This is a genomic window from Streptomyces sp. NPDC046716 (assembly GCF_040645755.1).
Classification (GTDB): Bacteria; Actinomycetota; Actinomycetes; order Streptomycetales; family Streptomycetaceae; genus Streptomyces.
Map to the genome: position 1 here is coordinate 89,481 of NZ_JBEYYU010000019.1, position 16,632 is coordinate 106,112.

14 protein-coding genes are annotated in these 16,632 nt (G+C 72.7%); 9 read left to right on the forward strand and 5 right to left on the reverse strand.

The genetic code is table 11. The features are described from left to right. The first annotated feature begins 187 nt into the window (after positions 1-187). The 4 genes from ABZ930_RS16865 to ABZ930_RS16880 all read left to right on the forward strand — a co-directional run bounded on the left by ABZ930_RS16865 (position 188) and on the right by ABZ930_RS16880 (position 3,823). Positions 188-715, forward strand: a complete 528-nt coding sequence (locus ABZ930_RS16865; protein ID WP_361548168.1) for a DUF4232 domain-containing protein — start codon at positions 188-190, stop codon at positions 713-715. Positions 716-823: 108 nt separating this feature from the next. After that, positions 824-1,012, forward strand: coding sequence for a DUF4177 domain-containing protein (locus ABZ930_RS16870; protein ID WP_361548171.1), 189 nt, complete (start codon positions 824-826; stop codon positions 1,010-1,012). After that, positions 1,009-1,659, forward strand: a complete 651-nt coding sequence (locus tag ABZ930_RS16875; protein ID WP_361548174.1) for a hypothetical protein — start codon at positions 1,009-1,011, stop codon at positions 1,657-1,659. The genes ABZ930_RS16870 and ABZ930_RS16875 overlap by 4 nt, the downstream gene beginning before the upstream one ends. Before the next feature lie 97 nt (positions 1,660-1,756). After that, on the forward strand, positions 1,757-3,823 hold the full coding sequence (locus ABZ930_RS16880; protein ID WP_361548177.1) for a glycosyl hydrolase family 28-related protein: 2,067 nt from the start codon (positions 1,757-1,759) through the stop codon (positions 3,821-3,823). Positions 3,824-3,851: 28 nt separating this feature from the next. Here ABZ930_RS16880 and ABZ930_RS16885 read toward each other — a convergent pair whose 3' ends face one another. Both ABZ930_RS16885 and ABZ930_RS16890 read right to left on the reverse strand, forming a co-directional pair. Beyond that, positions 3,852-3,995 carry a hypothetical protein gene (locus ABZ930_RS16885; protein ID WP_361548180.1) on the reverse strand — a complete coding sequence of 48 codons (144 nt, stop codon included), beginning with the start codon at positions 3,993-3,995 and terminating at the stop codon, positions 3,852-3,854. Positions 3,996-4,181: 186 nt separating this feature from the next. After that, a complete protein-coding gene (locus tag ABZ930_RS16890) occupies positions 4,182-4,910 on the reverse strand; it encodes a GntR family transcriptional regulator (RefSeq protein ID WP_361548183.1) in 729 nt (242 codons plus the stop codon). A 197-nt stretch (positions 4,911-5,107) separates the two neighbouring features. On the opposite strand from ABZ930_RS16890, the gene ABZ930_RS16895 reads away from it, so the two are divergent. The 5 genes from ABZ930_RS16895 (at position 5,108) to ABZ930_RS16915 (ending at position 14,782) form a co-directional block, all read left to right on the forward strand. Continuing rightward, positions 5,108-6,352, forward strand: a complete 1,245-nt coding sequence (locus ABZ930_RS16895) for an amidohydrolase family protein (RefSeq protein ID WP_361548186.1) — start codon at positions 5,108-5,110, stop codon at positions 6,350-6,352. A 142-nt stretch (positions 6,353-6,494) separates the two neighbouring features. Further along, positions 6,495-7,988, forward strand: a complete 1,494-nt coding sequence (locus ABZ930_RS16900; protein ID WP_361548189.1) for an APC family permease — start codon at positions 6,495-6,497, stop codon at positions 7,986-7,988. A gap of 372 nt (positions 7,989-8,360) precedes the next feature. Further along, complete coding sequence (locus tag ABZ930_RS16905) at positions 8,361-8,942, forward strand: sigma-70 family RNA polymerase sigma factor (RefSeq protein WP_361548192.1); 582 nt, start codon at positions 8,361-8,363, stop codon at positions 8,940-8,942. Continuing rightward, positions 8,939-10,138: a hypothetical protein gene (locus ABZ930_RS16910; protein ID WP_361548195.1), complete on the forward strand. Its 1,200-nt coding sequence runs from the start codon at positions 8,939-8,941 to the stop codon at positions 10,136-10,138. Before ABZ930_RS16905 ends, ABZ930_RS16910 begins: the two co-directional genes overlap by 4 nt. A gap of 60 nt (positions 10,139-10,198) precedes the next feature. After that, entirely contained in the window at positions 10,199-14,782 is a 4,584-nt protein-coding gene (locus tag ABZ930_RS16915; RefSeq protein WP_361548198.1) for an FtsK/SpoIIIE domain-containing protein, read from the forward strand. Positions 14,783-14,856: 74 nt separating this feature from the next. Here the strand turns inward: ABZ930_RS16915 and ABZ930_RS16920 are convergent, their stop codons facing one another. Genes ABZ930_RS16920 through ABZ930_RS16930 form a run of 3 tightly spaced genes read right to left on the reverse strand, consistent with a single transcriptional unit; the run spans position 14,857 to position 16,509 of the window. Continuing rightward, positions 14,857-15,168 carry a WXG100 family type VII secretion target gene (locus ABZ930_RS16920; protein WP_361548201.1) on the reverse strand — a complete coding sequence of 104 codons (312 nt, stop codon included), beginning with the start codon at positions 15,166-15,168 and terminating at the stop codon, positions 14,857-14,859. 51 nt (positions 15,169-15,219) lie between these two features. Next, positions 15,220-15,531 carry a hypothetical protein gene (locus tag ABZ930_RS16925; protein WP_361548204.1) on the reverse strand — a complete coding sequence of 104 codons (312 nt, stop codon included), beginning with the start codon at positions 15,529-15,531 and terminating at the stop codon, positions 15,220-15,222. A 42-nt stretch (positions 15,532-15,573) separates the two neighbouring features. Then, the gene (locus ABZ930_RS16930; RefSeq protein WP_361548207.1) at positions 15,574-16,509 is read right to left on the reverse strand and encodes a serine/arginine repetitive matrix protein 2; all 936 of its coding nucleotides are present in this window, start codon (positions 16,507-16,509) and stop codon (positions 15,574-15,576) included. Between the last annotated feature and the right edge of the window lie 123 nt (positions 16,510-16,632).

Below are 16,632 nucleotides of genomic sequence, written 5' to 3' on the forward strand. Positions count from 1 at the left end.
GAACAACTCCTCCGGGCTCCGACCGTGCCGCACCAGGGTGGGAGAACCGTGTGAGGCGGGCGGGCAAGGCGTGGGAATGCGGGCCGAATGCGTGACGCCCGCGCATGCACCCGGCTCCGGCGGACAGCCGATACCTATGGACGCGACAAGGACGAACAGGAAAACGGGCCAATGCGCGGCGGCGCTGATGACCGTCGTCGGTGTGGCCGCCATGACCGCGTGCGGTGCCGAGGTCGGCGGGAAGCAGGCGCACGTGAGTGCGCAGAGCCGGACGACGCCCGTGGCGGCGCAGCCCAGGATGGGCAGCGACTGCACCACCCGCGACCTGAAGGCCGCGCTGAAGCCGACGGGGCAGGAGATGAACAGCAAGTACTTCGACCTGACCCTGACCAACACCACGGACGGTACGTGCGCGCTCAAGGGCTACCCCGGCCTCTCGCTGACCGACGGCTCCGGCGACCGGATCGGCAAGCCCGCCACGCGATCGAACAACGGCAGCGTGGCGAAGGTGGTGCTCACGGCGGGGCAGGCCGCCCACGCGGTGGTGCAGACCCCCGACCGGGGCGTGACGGACGGCAAGTGCTGGGCCAAGCCCTCGCGCATCAAGGTCTATCCGCCGAACAACACCGCGTCGCTGACCGCGGCCGCTCCCCGCGCGCTCGAGGTGTGCGGAGACACCTTCACCGTCGGGCCCTTCACCGCGCGGGCGCTCTGAGCCGGATCCGGGCCGGAGGTGTCCGGGTGAACGGGACGGCCTCCGTGCCGTCGAGGGGCCGTCGCCGGGTAGGGGAGATGAGTCACGTCGTGAAAGGAGCTGGGACAGATGGCCGCCTGGGAGTACAAGGTGCTGAAGTACAAGCTGAGGATGAAGGGCTTCGACTACGAGCAGATCGAGAAGGATCTCAATGAGCTCGGAGGAGAGGGCTGGGAGGCGTTCAGCACGATCGCTCCCAGCTTCGGCGCGGGCCAGGCCGTGGAGATCGCCGTCGCCGTGAAGCGCCCCCGCGTGTGAGAGCGCGTCACCAGCGGGGCCGCAGGCTGCGCTTCGACGGCTGGATCGCGGGCGTCGGCACGGCCTCCGGGACCCGCCTGGTCGTCGGGTACTGGCCCGGCTCGCCCTGGGGCCCCTTCGCCGATGTGATGGTCGAACACCCCGACGGACACCGCGAGTTGCTCGCCCCCACCCCCGAGGTCGCCGACTTCGTGGCGGCGACCTACTCCTTCGACGCCGTCACGCACTGCCCCGTGACCGTCGTACCGGGGGCCGCCGCCTGGCGGGTGACCGCCGGGCCCCTGCGGATGAGCGTCACGCCGGGGCGCCGGGACCTGCTCGGCCGAGTGCTGCGCGCCGTCCCGCGCCGGGTGGCGGTCCAGCCGGCCTGGGCGGCCGTGTGCGACCTGCCCGCCCGCTGGCTGATGCCGGGCGTGCGGACCCGCGGCAGCGCCGGGGGCGGACGGCGCGAGTGGTACGCGGCGCTCGACCACCACCTGGTCACCGCCGTCGACGCCACGTGGGACGGCACGGACCTCGGGCCGCTGCGCGCCGTGCATCCCCCCGTCCGCTTCGGATTCGGCTCCGCGCCGCGCGCGCCGTCGCTGACCCGTGTCGTCTCCACCGTGGAGCTCCCGCCGACGCAAAATCTCAACAGAACTACGTAGATTGCTGATTCAGCGACGAAAACTCCTCGCTCTTCTCTTGTGGGAGCGGCCGCGGCCGCCCTACTGTCACCGCACCCGTGAGAGAAACGAGGAACTGATGTCGTGGTACAGCACCCGCGCGGCCGCGGGACGGCTCGACGTCCCGCACCGAAGACCCGCCAGGATCGCCACCGCGCTCGTCGCGGTGTCGGCAGCCCTCGGCCTCACGCTGGTCGGCACCGACGCCGTCGCCCGGCCGGGCGACGGCGGCCGGCCCGCCGTGACGCGCGCGGGCCTCGACCCGGCACTCGTCGCGGGCCGCGGCGCCGACGTGCCCTTCGCCGAACAGGAGGCGGAGAACGCCTCGACGAACGGCACGGTCATCGGCCCCGACCGCACCGCCTACACCCTCCCGTCCGAGGCGTCGGGACGCAGCGCCGTCAAGCTCCGGCCGGGCCAGTACGTCGACTTCACCCTGCCGCGCACGGCCAACGCGATCACGGTGCGCTACAGCATCCCCGACTCCGCGCACGGCGGCGGCATCACCGCACCGCTGGACGTCGCGGTGAACGGTGCGCGCCGCGCCTCGATGACGCTCACCTCGCAGTACTCGTGGCTCTACAACCAGTACCCGTTCAGCGACGACCCGCGGGCGGACCTGCTCCACCCGGACTGGTGGATCACCGAGTGCCAGTGCGTGCCGAGCGCGACCACGCCCGCTCCGGCCGTCGACAAGCCGTTCCGGCCGAGCCACTTCTACGACGAGCAGCGCCTCAAGCTCGGCAGGACCTACCACGCGGGTGACACGGTGCGCCTGAGCGTGCCCGCCCGCACCCCGGCCGCCTGGACCGTGATCGACCTCCTCGACTCCGAGCTGGTGGCCCCGCCGCGCGTGGCGCCCGTCGCCGCGAACGTGCTGGCCTTCGGCGCCGATCCCTCGGGCCGCCGCGACTCCGCCGGCGCCCTGGACAAGGTCATCGCCTTCGCCCAGCGCAAGCATCTGAAGGTGTACGTCCCGCCGGGCACGTACAAGGTCGACCGGCACATCGTCGTCGACGACGTGACGATCGTCGGCGCGGGCAGCTGGTACACGGTCTTCAAGGGCCGCGAAGTCGCCCTGAGCACCCCGGCGCCGGACGGCTCGGTCCACACCGGCGTCGGCTTCTACGGCAAGGACGCGGCGGACGGCGGTAGCAGCGACGTCCACCTGTCGGGCTTCGCCGTCGAGGGCGACGTACGGACACGGATCGACACCGACCAGGTGAACGCCGTCGGCGGCGCGCTCAACGACTCCACCGTCTCCGGGCTCTACCTGCACCACACCAAGGTCGGCCTGTGGTTCGACGGCCCGATGCGCGGGCTCCGCGTCACCGGCAACGTCATCGCCGACCAGATCGCCGACGGCCTCAACTTCCACACGGGCGTGACCGATTCGACGGTCTCCGGGAACTTCGTCCGCAACACGGGCGACGACGCGCTCGCCATGTGGTCCGAGAAGACCGGCAACGCGCGCAACGTCTTCGCCCACAACACCGTCCAGACCCCCGTCCTCGCCAACGGCATCGCGATCTACGGCGGCACGGACAACACCGTCACCGGCAACCTCGTCGCCGACCCGATCCGGGAGGGCAGCGCCATCCAGGTCGGCTCACGCTTCGGCGCCGAGCCGTTCACCGGCCGGCTCGACATCACCGACAACACCACCGTGCGGGCCGGCACGTTCGAGCTGAACTGGCGGATCGGTCTCGGCGCCCTCTGGGTCTACGCGCTGGAGAAGGACATCGACGCGGACATCCAGGTGAGCGGCGACCATTTCCTGGACAACACCTACAACGCGATCATGTTCGTGTCCGACTTCCCGGTGAAGGACAAATACAAGATCAAGGGCGTCCATTTCAAGGACATCCGCGTGGACGGCACCGGCACTTCGGTGCTCAGCGCCCGCTCGGCCGGTTCGGCCTCTTTCGAGAACGTCGACGCCCGCAATGTCGGCGCCGTCGGGATCAACAACTGCGGTTCCTTCAATTTCCCCTCGACAGGATCGGAGTTCTCCGTCCAGGACCTCGGAGGCAACGACGGCGGCGGCACCACCGGCCCCTGGCTCGCCCCCTGGGAACTGCCCAACACCATCACCTGCGACGACCGTCCCGCCGTCGTCGCCCCGCCCGCCCCGGGCGCGTGGTGACGGCACCGCCGACCGCCGCCCGGCACCGTCAGATGTGGTGCTGCAGCCAGACGACCAACAAACCCATCGCCGCGGAACCGGCGCTGTAGGCGGCGCCGCGCACCATTTCGTCGATGACCGACCGTCCGTTCTTCAGCCGCCATTCGCGAAAATGGCGCGCTGCACGGACCATTCGTCCCGGACCGGACGGTCGGGTGTTGCTAAGCTGTTGCAAAACGGCATCTCCGTTGGGTTCGAGTTCCGGATGGTGAACTCCCTTTTGCGTTGGCGAGATCCTACGAGGCCTTACACGCGGAATTGATGCCGTTCATCCGCGCCACGCGCACAAATCTTTACGCATTCATTCCGTGACTCTCTGTCACTGAAAAGCGGCGTCCTGGGTGTTCGCCCGAGCGTGCGCGGCCAGCAGCGCGAGGGCCGCCGCGCGCGTCCCGGCCACATGGGCCCGCGCCAGGGCCCGGGCCGCCTCCTCGTCCCCCGCGCCGATCGCCTCGTACAGGCGCTCGTGCTCGCCGCACATCGGCCCGGCGTCGTCCGGCGCCGACGTCAGGTGGAAGAGGCGGCGGAGCCGGGAGTCCAGCGGTGCCATCAGATCGATGAGCACCGGGTTCCCCGACGCCTCGGCGACGGCCTGGTGGAAGTCCGCGTTGAGGTTCACCACGTCACGCAGCCGGCCCGCCCCGGAAGCCCTGCGGGTGCGCTTGAGCAACTGCGCCAGGGTGCGCAGCCCCGCCGCGTCGCGACGGCGCGCGGCCAGCCCCGCCGCCAGTTCCTCCAGGTTCTCCCGTACGTCGAAGAGATGCTCCGCGTCGTCGGGTCCGAAGCCCGTGACCACGGCCCCGCGCCGGGCCTGCACCGTGAGGAACCGCTCCGCCTCCAGGCGCTGCATCGCCTCGCGCACGGGGACGCGCGAGACCCCCAGCTCCTCGGCGAGTTCGCGCTCCACCAGGCGCAGGCCCGCCGGGTACCGGCCCTCGATGATCCGCTCGCGCAACTCCACGTAGACCCGGTCGCGCAGGGACAGGTGTGTGTCTCCGATGGCGGAGGTGCGGGGCCCGGTGGGGCGCGAGGTCGGCACGGTCGGCACAGGGGACTCCGGTCGGGGTCGAGGGGCGGGGCGGTGCACCCGGCATCCTCGCAGACCCGGGACGCGGCCGAAAAATCTTCCCCAGGCCATTGCCTGGTATTTGGTATACCAGTTAGCTTGGCGCGGCACCCCGCTGAACAGGGCACTTCCCCCATGCCTGCCCCCGGGAGCACAGCACCAACGCACGAAGGAGCACCATGCGCACACCCACCGCCCCCCAGGCCCCGGCCGTCCTCGCCGACGTCACGCTGCCCGACGGCCGGCGCGCCGACGTCGAGCTGCGGGACGGGCGCGTGCACGCGATCCGCGACCACCGGGGCGGCGCCCCGCTCCCGGCCGACGCCGTGGATCTGGGCGGGGCGCTGCTGCTGCCCGCCCTCGTGGACGGCCACGCCCACCTCGACAAGACCCTCCTCGGCGGTCCGTGGGTGCCGCACCGGGCCACGGCCGATCTGCGCGAGCAGATCGCGAGCGAACGCGCCGCCCGCCGCGAGCCCGCCGTCCCGGTCGCCGAACGGGCCACGGCCCTCGCCGACCGGATGGTCGCGCTCGGCACCGGACACGTCCGCTCCCACGTCGACGTCGACCCCGACGTCAAGCTGGACGGACTGCACCAACTCCTCGCCGTGCGCGAGCAGTTCGCCGACCGGCTCGGCATCCAGCTGGTGGCCTTCCCGCAGAGCGGCGTCGTCACCGCGCCCGGCGTCGCCGACCTGCTGGACGCGGCCCTCGCCGAGGGCGCCGACCTGATCGGCGGCCTCGACCCGGCGGGCTTCGACGGCGATGTCGACGGCCAGCTCGACGTCGTCTTCCGCCTCGCCGAACGCCACGGCGCAGGTGTCGACATCCACCTCCACGACGGCGGCACCGTCGGCACGGCGCAGCTGCGCGCGATCGCCGACCGCACCGCCGCGCTCGGCCTGTCCGGTCGGGTCGCCGTCAGTCACGCGTACTGCCTCGGCGACGTCGACGACGGCGAACTCGACCGCACCGCAACGGTGTTGAGCGCCGCCGGCGTCGCCATCATGACGAACGGGCCGCGCCACTCGATCCCGCCCGTGCTGCGGCTGCGCGAGCACGGCGTGCGGGTCTTCGCCGGTTCGGACAACATCCGCGACACCTGGTGGCCGTTCGGCACCGCCGACATGCTCGAACGCGCCACCATCATCGGTCTGCAGAGCGGATTCGGCACCGACGGGGAACTGCGCGCCGCCGCCTCCCTCGTCACCGACGAGGCCGCCGCCGCGCTCGGACTGACCGATTACGGGCTGCGCGAGGGCGCCCGGGCGGACCTCGTCGCCGTCGCCGCGGGCGGCGTCCCCGAGGCCGTCGCCGCCCACCCCCGCCGCGTCCTCGTCCTGCACGCGGGCCGGGTCGTGGGCCCCACCGACGTGGACGCGGCCTACCCGTCCTTCGCGACGGAGCCCTCGCCCCGGAGCTGAGGCGCCACCGCACCGGCACCGCCGGTGAAGGGGGCCGGGCCGAGCGACGCCCGGCCCCGGTCACCCCTGCCCGCGCCTGCCCGAACCGCTCGCCCTCCCCGCCTGCCAGACCTGCCCGTCACCTGCCCAACGGAGTGCACCCATGACGACCACCGATCCCAGAACTCCGCGCAGCGGCGCGGGCGTCACGCCCCCGGAACCGCGGTCCGGCGGCGGACGTCTCGCCGCGGGCCGGATCGGCACGTCCGACCTGGTCTTCTTCGTCGTCGCGGCCGCCGCGCCGCTGACCGTGCTCGCCGGTGTCGCCCCGTTCGCGATCGGCATCGGCGGCGCGGGCGCCCCGCTCGCCTACCTCGTCTCCGGCGTCCTGCTCGTCCTGTTCGCCGCCGGGTTCACCGCGATGAGCCTGTACGTGCGCAACGCGGGCGCCTTCTACGCCTACGTGGCCCACGGCCTCGGCCGGGTCCTCGGCGTCGGCACCGCCTACGTCGCCGTCGTCTCCTACAACCTCATCACCCCCGGAGTCGCCGCCGCCTTCGGCTACTTCGCGGCCGACTCGGTGCACGACGCCACCGGCACGGACATACCGTGGTGGGCGCTGTCCGGGGTGTGCGTGGCCGCCGTCGGCGTCCTCGGCTGGCTGAAGGTCACGCTCAGCGCGAAGGTGCTCGGCGTCGCGCTCGTCCTCGAAGTGGTCTCGCTCCTCGTCATGGACGCGGGCATCCTCGGCGACCGCGGCACCGCCGCCCTCGACCCGGCCTCCTTCGACCCGTCCACCCTCGCCACCGGCGGCGTCGCCGGCATGTTCGTCCTCATCATCGGCGCCTTCACCGGCTTCGAGGCGACGGCGATCTACGCGGAGGAGGCCCGCGACCCGCGCCGCACCGTCTCCCGCGCCACGTTCATCGCCATCGGATTCCTCGCCGTGTTCTACGCGGTGGGCTGCTGGCTCATCATGGGCGCCTTCGGCACCGAGCGCGCCGTCGACCTCGCGGGTGCCGCGGCCGGACCCGACCTGACCTTCAGCGCCGCCGAACTCCACGTCGGGGCCTGGCTCGCCGACGCCATGCACGGCCTGATCATCGTCAGCGCGTTCGCCGCGACCCTCGCCTTCCACAACGCCGCCGCCCGCTACCTCTACGCCCTCGGCCGCGAGGGCCTGCTGCCGCGCCGCCTCGGCACCGTCAGCGCACGGCACGGCTCGCCGGGCGGTGCCGTCGTCGCCCAGAGCGGCTTCAACCTGCTGCTCATCGCCGTCGGCGCCCTGCTCGCCGCCGACCCGTACGGCGAGGTGTTCCTGTGGACCAACGGCATCGGCGTCCTCGGCATCATGGCCATGCAGGCCCTCGCCGCGCTCGCCGTCTGGGCGTACTTCCGCCGGGACCGGCGCGGCATGAGCGCCGCCCGTGTCGTCTGGTCACCGCTGCTCGCGTGCGCGGGACTCGCCGTCCTCACGGTCCTCGCCGTCGTCCACTTCGACCTGCTGACCGGGCGCACCGGCGCCGTGAACGCCGTACTGCTGCTGCCCCTCCCGGTGGTGCTGATCGCCGGATTCGCGGTGGCGCTGCGCATCAGGCGCCGCGAGCCCGAGCGGTACGCGTCACTGACCACGGTCGACGTCGAGCGGGACGGATGAGGCAATTTCCCGGCCGAAGCGCGCATGCCCGAACGGGCATGCGCGCTTCGCCAACTCCCGATATCGGGCACGGAACATCGCCCTGCCCTCCCACCCGCCCGTCCGAATTCCTAAGCCGTCGGCCGCCCCTGTCCAAAGCGAACTGCTGATGAATTCCGGGCTTTTACGGACCGCTCCGACCTGGTAGGAAGCGGGGTCCGGGCGCTCAAAGAGGTCTTCCTGAAGCCGACTTGTAAAATCTGCGCATCATCTGAGGTTTCCCGCGGTCTGCTATTCCTAGGATGGCCCCGTGCTCTCGGCAGGCCTTCTCCCTGCACGGCCTGGTCTGCACGAAGCATGCATCCCCCACCCATGAGCAGTTCAGGAGCAAGCATGCGCACCGCTCGGACCTCCTCACCTCTGCGCGAGGCCACCACCACCCCGCGAAGAACGTCGACGCACCCGCACGCCGGGCCCGCCCCGTCCGACGGCGGCATGCCGCCCGCCGAGCCCCACCGCGCCAGGCTGCTGCGGTACGTGCTGCGGCTCACGTCGGGCGACGCCCACCGGGCCGAGGACATCGTGCAGGAGACCATGCTGCGGGCCTGGCTGTCCTGGGACCGCGGCGTCCAGCAGGACGACGAGCACCGCCAGGCCTGGCTGTTCACCGTCGCGCGCAACCTCGCCGTCGACGCCCACCGCCGCGAGCGCTGCATACCGGTCGGGGCCGTGCCCGAACCGCTGCTGACCCGCCCCGGCGGCACGGACATGGCTGACAACGTAGTCAACCGCCGCTTCATCGCCCAGGCCATGGCGCGGCTCTCGCTCGAACACCGCGAGGTGCTGGCGCGGGTGCATCTGGTCGACGAGTCGGGCGAGGACACCGCGCGGGCGCTCGGCGTGCCGAAGGGCACCGTCAAGTCCCGTACCCACTACGCGCTGCGGGCCCTGCGGCGGGAGGTCCTGGCCGCGTGAGGAACGTCGACCCCTTCGCGTTCTTCCGTGCGCACCAGGACACGATCTTCCGCTGGCTCGGCGTGGCCGGGGTGCTGCTGCTGATCTTCCTGCTGCTGCGGATCGTCGCGAGGCGCCTGGGCGGCTGGCGACGCGCGGGGCGCCGGGCCCGGCGCGAGATCGCCGTGACCGCCTACGCCTTCGTGGCACCGATGCGGACCTGGTACGTCCACCACAAGGACCGCAAACTGCTGCGCCGCCTGCTGGGCGACCCGGTGACGTGGCGGGACGCGGAACGCGCCCTGACCGCGGCCCGCCTCGCCGCCGCGCCCGCCCGCCCCTACGCCGTCCTGGTCGGGGCGGACTCGGTCAGGGTGCTGCTCGCGGGACGCCGGACACCGGACCCCACGGGCTGCTGGCACGAGGCCCCGGACACGACGGGGGAGTGGCGGGCGAGCCGCGACGAACTGCCCCTGGTGACACCGGAGGCCGACGCCGTGCCACCGGTGCTGATCGCGCTGGGCGCCACCGACACGCAGGCGGCGTTCCTGGACGCGGCGGCCGGCCCGGCCACCCTCTGCGTCGAGGGCCATCCGCAGGCCGCGGCGCCGCTGATGCAGGCCATCGCGGCGCAGCTCGACGCGCGCCTGCCCGCCTCGCTCGTGGTCGTCGCCGAGGGCGTCCATCGCGACTTCGACGGCCCGCCGGTGCGGGAGGCCTACCGCACGGCCGAGGAGGCGCTGCCCCGGCTCAACATCCCGCCGTTCCTGATCGCCCCCGAACTGCCCGATCCGCTGCCCGCCGGCCTCGCCTCACCCCGCCCGCCGTGCCGTGTCGTGCTGCTGGGCGCCGGGCGCGGCCACACCCGGACGCTGCTGACCGACCGGCACGGCCAGGTCCTGCTCACCGGCACGCCGCTGCTGGTGCGGGCGAAGGCGCTGGGACGGGCGCTGCCGAAGGTGCTGTGGCGGCTCCCGGCCGTCCTGCCGCCCGCGCCGATGGGCTCGCGCTCGCCCGAGCGGCAGAGCACCGACCTCTTCGAGGAGGAGCCCACGGCGGCCTGGACGGCGGAGCCCGGCACGGCCGCGCCCCTGCCCTGGGAGGCGCCCGCGGGCGTCCCCGCGCCCCAGGAGGCGGGCGCCGCACAGCACTCCCCGCTGCCGGCGTCCGCGCCGCTGAACGCGCCTCCGCCGCCGCGCCACAGCCCCGGCCGCTGAGAATCCGTGTCCTGACCCCGCAGAGCTCTCCCATCCGAACCGCGACCCCGTTGGACCGATGTGAAACTCATAGTCACCACCGCCGACCCGAGCGGCAGACGCGCGGACCACATGCTCGACGTGCCCGACGGCGCCACCGTCGGCGACCTCGGTGAGGCGCTCGGCGCCCCCCACCTGTACCTCGACGGGCGGCGCCTGACCCGCGAGACGCCCCTCGCGGGCAGCGGTGTCCGCGACGGCTCCGTACTGGGCGCCGGCGCGCCCGTGCCCGTGCCCAGCGCCACCCGGTCCTGGGAGCCGCCGGACGCCGAACCGGTCATCGCCGAGATCCGCCACGTCGGCGGCCCCGGCGCCGGCCGGGTGTGGCGGCTCGGCCCCGGCAGCCACGAGGTCGGCACCGACCGCGGCTGCGCGCTGCGGCTCTTCGGCGGTGACGCCCCCGAGAACGGCGTGTGGATCACCGTCGCCACCGACGGCACCGCCACCTTCCGGCTCCCGAAGGACGCCGACACCGACACCTGCGGACTGCGCAGCCTCACCCCGCCCCCGCCCGTGGACCCCGAGACGGGCACGCCGCTGACCGCGGAGGAGCCCGCGGGCCGACAGGACGGCGGCCCCGGCGGCCACACCGACGACCCGGAGCCCGCGGGACCCGACGGACTCCCGAAGGAGCCGCCGCTCCCGCCGGTCTCCCAACTGCCGCCGCCGAAGGACGAGTCGGCGCCCTGGCCCGCGTACGCCGACCTCTCCCTCGGCGACCACCTGCTGCGCCTGGGAACGCCGTTCGAGCCGGACGCCGCCGTCAACCCGGCACCGGACGGCGTGGGCGTCGAGTACAACCGGCCGCCGCGCATCGCGCCCCACCTGGACCAGGAGTCGCTGACGATGCCGGGCCCGCCCGGCAAACAGGGACCGCGGCCGTTCCCGCTCCTCATGATGATGATGCCGCTGGTGATGGGCCTCGTCATGATGAGCCTGTTCCGGTCCTTCTACTTCGTGATCTTCATCCTCTTCACCCCGGTCATGGCGGTCGGCAACTGGGTCATCGGCCGCCGCACCGGACGCCGCCAACAGGCCGACGCGCTGCGGGTGTTCCGCTTCCGCCGGGCCGCGCTCGAACGGGAGATGCGGCGCTCCACCGTCGACGAGCGCGAAGTGCGCGGGGAGACCTTCCCCGACCCCGCCGGACTGCTCCTGACGGCCGTCGGCCCGGGCCACCGCCTCTGGCAGCGCAGGCGGCGCGACCCCGACTGGCTGACGCTGCGCCTCGGCACCGTCACCCGGCCCTCGCTCAAGCGCATCCACGACCAGGCACGGGACACCAACCATCGCGAGGTGCACTGGCGCCTGGCCGACGTGCCCTTCGGCGTCGAACTCGCCGACTTCGGCGTGGTCGGCGTCAGCGGCGGCTCGGGCACCCCGCGCACCGTGGCGCGCTGGGCCGTCGCCCAGGCGGCCACCCTGCACAGCCCGCGCGACCTGCGCATCGTCGTGCTCACCACGGACGCGCACGCGGCGGACTGGGACTGGGTCCGCTGGCTGCCCCATCTGCGCCCCGCGCGCACCGAGGCGGCCGTCATCGCGCTCGGCAGCGACCCGGAGTCCACCGCCCACCGCGTCAGCGAACTGGTCGGCGACATCCAGGCACGGCTCGCCGCGGCCGCGTCGCCGCTCGCCGGCGCGCTCTCCCGCGAACCCGACGTCCTGGTCGTGATGGACGGCGCCCGCCGGCTGCGCGACGTGCCCGGCGTGGTGCAGGTCCTCACCCAGGGGCCGCAGGTGCGGATCTTCAGCCTCTGCCTCGACGAGCGGGAGCGGCTGCTGCCCGAGGAGTGCGACGTCGTCGTCACCACCTCCGGCAGCCGCCTCGGCGTCCGCGCCTCCGGGGTGCCCTCGGTCACCGACGTCCGCGCCGACCTGGTGGACACCGACTGGTGCGAGGAGGTGGCCCGCGCGCTGTCCCCGGTCCGCGACGTGACCCTCGACAGCGACTCCGGGCTCCCCGACGGCGTGAACCTGCTGCCGCTGATCGACCTGGAGCCGCCGGAGGCCCCCCGCCTGGTGCGCGCCTGGGCCCGCCACCCCGCGTCGACCACGTTCACGCTGGGCAGCGGCTACGAGGGGGCGCTCCGCGTCGACCTGGTCCGCGACGGCCCGCACGTGCTGATCGGCGGGACCACCGGCTCCGGCAAGTCCGAACTGCTCCAGACGATGATCGCCTCGCTGGCCGCGGCCAACCGCCCCGACGAACTGGCCTTCGTCCTCGTCGACTACAAGGGCGGCAGCGCCTTCAGGGAATGCGCGGAACTGCCGCACGCCCTCGGCATGATCACCGACCTGGACGGCCACCTGGTCCGCCGCGCTCTCTCGTCACTGGACGCCGAACTCAAGCGCCGCGAGCGGCTCCTCGCGGAGGTCGGGGCGAAGGACCACCCGGAGTACCGGGCCAAGCGCGCCCGCGACCCGCAACTCGCCCCGCTGCCCCGGCTGCTGCTGGTCATCGACGAGTTCGCGACGCTGGTGCGGGAGCTGCCCGACTTCATCCCCGGTCTGGTGAGCCTCGCCCAGCGCGGCCGCTCGCTCGGCATCCACCTGGTGCTCGCCACCCAGCGGCCCAGCGGATCGGTGTCGAACGAGATCAGGGCCAACACCAACCTCCGGATCGCCCTGCGGGTCACCGACCGCTCGGAGAGCCAGGACATCATCAACGCCCCCGACGCCGCCGGCATCTCGGCCCACACCCCGGGCCGCGCCCTGGTGCGCAGGGGAGCGGGCGCGCCGACCCCGTTCCAGACCGCGTTCGTGGGCGCCGAGCGCCCCGGCTCGGAGGACGGCGAGGCCGACGAGGAACGCTCCCGCACGGTGCGCGGCACCGAGTTGAGCTGGGGACGCCTCGGACGTCCGCCGCGCGCGGAGGAGGAGGGCGAGGGCGAGGAGCTGTTCGTCGCCGAGGAACGCCCCACCGACCTGCGGGCGCTGGTCGACGCCGTCGTCGAGGCGACCGGCCGCCTCGAGGACTTCGCGCAGCAGCCCAGCCCGTGGCTGCCGTCGCTGGAGGACCGGCTGCGGCTCGACGACCTGCCGCCCTCCCGGGAACAGGCCGGTGACCTGCCGCAGGTGCCCTACGGCCTGCTGGACCTGCCGGCCTCACAGGAACGGCGCCTGGGCGCCATCGACTTCGCCACGTTCGGACACCTCTACGTCATCGGTTCGCCGCGCTCGGGCCGCACCCAGGTGCTGCGCACCATCGCCGGTTCCGCGGCGACCGTGCTCTCCAGCGCCGACCTGCACCTCTACGGCATCGACGCGGCCGGCGGCGGGCTCTCCGCGCTGGAGGCGCTCCCGCACTGCGGCGCGGTGGTCTCCCGGCACGACGCGGAGCGCCTGGAACGTCTCATCGGGCGTCTCGGCGCCCAACTGACCGCCCGGCAGCGCCTCATCGCCCAGGAGGGGTGCGCGAACATCACCGAGGTGCGGCAGCGGGTACCGGCCGACCGGCGGCCCGCGCACCTGCTGCTGATGATCGACGGCTGGGACGCCCTCAGCGGCATGCTCGACGACTACGACGGCGGCCGCCTCCACGACGAGGTGGTGCGGCTGCTCCGGGAGGGCGCCGCCGCCGGCATGCACGTGATCGCCACCTCCGAGCGGCTGCTGCTCGGCGGCCGGCTCGCGGCGCACAACGACCGGCGCCTGCTGCTCCGCCAGGCCGACCCGAGCGACTACAACATGGCGGGCATGCCCCGCAACCAGGCGCCCACCCATGTGCCGCCGGGCCGTGGCTGGCACGCTCCCAGCGGCGTCGAGACCCAGGTGGCGCTGCTCGGCGCGGCCGGCGAGGACGGGACGTCGGCCGACCCCGACCAGGCCGCCGCGCTGCGGGCGATCGGCAAGGCGACGACCGACCGGGACCGGGCCGTGGCCACCGCCCGGCGCCCGTTCCAGGTGGCGGCACTGCCCGGCGGCGTCACCTTCCAGGAAGCGATGGCCAGGGTGCCGGAAGCACGCCGCAAGCCGCTGCGCGCGCTGCTCGGCGTGGGCGGCGACGAGGCGGAGCCGCTGGTCGTGGACTTCGCCGAGGGCGGCGGCTCGTTCGTGGTGGCGGGTCCGCCGCGGACCGGGCGCTCCACGACGCTGCTCGCGATGAGCGTGTCGCTGCTGCTGTCCGGCACGGCGCTGATCATCCTCACGCCGCGGTCCTCACCGCTGCGCGGGCTCGCCGACCACGACCTGGTCCAGCTGATGCCCGACGCCGACCCGTCGGCGGACGCGGTGAGCGCCGCGCTGAAGGAGGTCAGGGACCGGCCCGCGGTGGTCGTGGTGGACGACGCCGACCTGATGCTCAGCTGCGCGGCCGACAAGGTGCTGCGGGACGTGGCCAGTTCGGGCCGCGACCGCGGCCTCGGCCTGCTGCTGGCCGGTCTGCCCGAGTCGATGTCGACGCTGGGCTGGGTCGGCGTGGCACGCCGGGCGCGACAGGGTGTGCTGCTCGGCCCGAAGAGCATCGGCGAGGGCGATCTGATCGGCACCCGGCTCTCCGCGGAACAGGTCCGGATGGCGCTGCCGGTGGGCCGGGGCTGGACGGCCGGCGAGTCCGGCGGCGCCGTCGCGGTCCAGGTGCCGCTCACGACGCTGAGCGACTGACGGGCGGACCCCGGCGCCCGACCGCACGAGAGGGCCGGCACCCCGCCCAGGGGTGCCGGCCCTCCCGCTCGCGGTCACTTGCCGGCGTTCTGCACCGAGGTCGTGATGTCGGAGTCCGCCTGCGCGAGGCCTTCGGCGATCTTGGAGAAGGTGTCGGCGAAGGACTGGATGCCCTGCGAGGACTCCTTCAGCTGGCGGCTGAAGTCGTCGTAGGAGTCCTGGAGCGCCTTGCTGGCCTTCTCCAGGACCAGGCCGTCCTGGAGGAGACCGGACACGGTCGTCTCCAGGTTGGCCAGCTCGTGCGAGATGTCGGCGAGCTTGTGGCTCATCGTGGAGGCGGTCGTCGCCACCTGGTCGTAATCGGCGTAGATGTCGGTGTTAGCCATCGTGCTCGGTCTCCGTCCTGATGTGGGTGGGTGGGTGGTGCCGGCCGTGACCTACTTGCCGCTGCTGGCGACCTTCTCCGCGATGTCGGCGTCCATCGACTCGAAGCTAGTCTTGATCTGACGGAACTGGTCGGCGAAGGACTTGATCGCGTTCATCGCTTCGGTGAGCTTGGTGTTGAAGTCGTTGTACTGGTCGGTGAGCTGGGGGCTGGACTTGCTCAGCACCAGGCCGTTGGTGAGGAGGGTCTCCACCTCCTGCTTGGCCTCGGCCATGCGCGGCACCAGCGTGGAGTCGACGCTGGTGTCGAGCACGCCGGAGACCCGCTCGATCTCGGGGTAGCTCAGGGCGATGTTGCCGGCCATGGGTTTTCCTCTCCTGTGGGTGAAGCGGGGTGCGGGGGATGGTCAGTCGTCGTCCCCGTCCTCTTCCACCCAGTCGGCGTCGGGGCCGCTGCGGGTGGAGACGGTGGTTTTCCCGTCGTCGTCGGTCTCCGTCATCGTTCCGGAGCCGTCGTCGTCGATGACGACCTTGGTGGTGGTCGTGGAGCCGTCGGCGTAGTCCGTGGTGATGGTGTAGTCACGGGCGTCGAACTGGTCGTCCTCGGGACCGACCATCTTCGGCGCGCTGTCGTACACGGTGGTCGAGGTGTAGGACTGGCCGTCCGTGCTGGTGATCTTCTGGGTCTCCTTCATGACGTTGTTGTCGTCATCGAGTTCGACCGTCACGTCGACCTTGCCCTTGCTGTCCTCGTACGAGTACGAGGTGGGCGGGGTCTCCGAGGGCTTGGTCGGCTCGGCCCCGGGATTGATGGGCGCCGTACCGGCCGCGTCGTCCGCCTTCCACGCGGAGCAGAAGTCGGGAGCGTCCGGGCTGGTGCACACCATGCGGATCGAGTCGTCGGGGTGTTCCGCGAAGTAGTCGGTCGCGCCGATCTTCTCCAGGTAGGAATCCCACTCGGACTTGTCCGACACCCACTCGTCGTGGGCCGCCTTCTCGTTGCGCCAGTCGCTGAGCCCGATGCTCTGGCCCATGAGCCCGGCCGAGCCGGCGAGTTGCGCGTCGGCGTCGAAGAAGGTGTTCGCGACCGAGGCGAACATGTCGGCCAGCTGGTTCAGACCGTCCTTGGCGTCCTTGGTGCGACTGGAGGAACGGCGGTAGAAGAGATTGAAGGAGGTGGAGAGCCCGGCGTGACCGAGCGAGGCACGCCGGTCCGAGGCGCTCGCCTCGCCCATCTCCTTGAACGCGCCCGTGGCGCCGCCCGAGTCGGCCTGGTCGGCCAGGGAGTGCATCTTCTGCTGGACCTGCTGCAGAAGCGAGTAGTCGATCGAGAAGTCCGCCACCTTTTCGCCTTCCCCTCGCGGAGCCTCACCGGTTGGTGCCGCCCCGTCCACGCACCACGGGCCCCACCGGTTCACCTCCCGGCACGACGGATTTCGTGGCCTCCGCAAAATTCCGGGTGTCGG

Excerpts from the sequence above, each read along its gene's own strand:
- ABZ930_RS16865 (WP_361548168.1), top strand. The coding sequence starts at position 188 with ATGACCGTCGTCGGTGTGGCCGCCATGACCGCGTGCGGTGCCGAGGTC.
- ABZ930_RS16870 (WP_361548171.1), top strand. The coding sequence starts at position 824 with ATGGCCGCCTGGGAGTACAAGGTGCTGAAGTACAAGCTGAGGATGAAG.
- ABZ930_RS16880 (WP_361548177.1), top strand. The coding sequence starts at position 1,757 with ATGTCGTGGTACAGCACCCGCGCGGCCGCGGGACGGCTCGACGTCCCG.
- ABZ930_RS16885 (WP_361548180.1), bottom strand. The coding sequence starts at position 3,995 with ATGGTCCGTGCAGCGCGCCATTTTCGCGAATGGCGGCTGAAGAACGGA.
- ABZ930_RS16895 (WP_361548186.1), top strand. The coding sequence starts at position 5,108 with ATGCGCACACCCACCGCCCCCCAGGCCCCGGCCGTCCTCGCCGACGTC.
- ABZ930_RS16900 (WP_361548189.1), top strand. The coding sequence starts at position 6,495 with ATGACGACCACCGATCCCAGAACTCCGCGCAGCGGCGCGGGCGTCACG.
- ABZ930_RS16905 (WP_361548192.1), top strand. The coding sequence starts at position 8,361 with ATGCGCACCGCTCGGACCTCCTCACCTCTGCGCGAGGCCACCACCACC.
- ABZ930_RS16920 (WP_361548201.1), bottom strand. The coding sequence starts at position 15,168 with ATGGCTAACACCGACATCTACGCCGATTACGACCAGGTGGCGACGACC.
- ABZ930_RS16925 (WP_361548204.1), bottom strand. The coding sequence starts at position 15,531 with ATGGCCGGCAACATCGCCCTGAGCTACCCCGAGATCGAGCGGGTCTCC.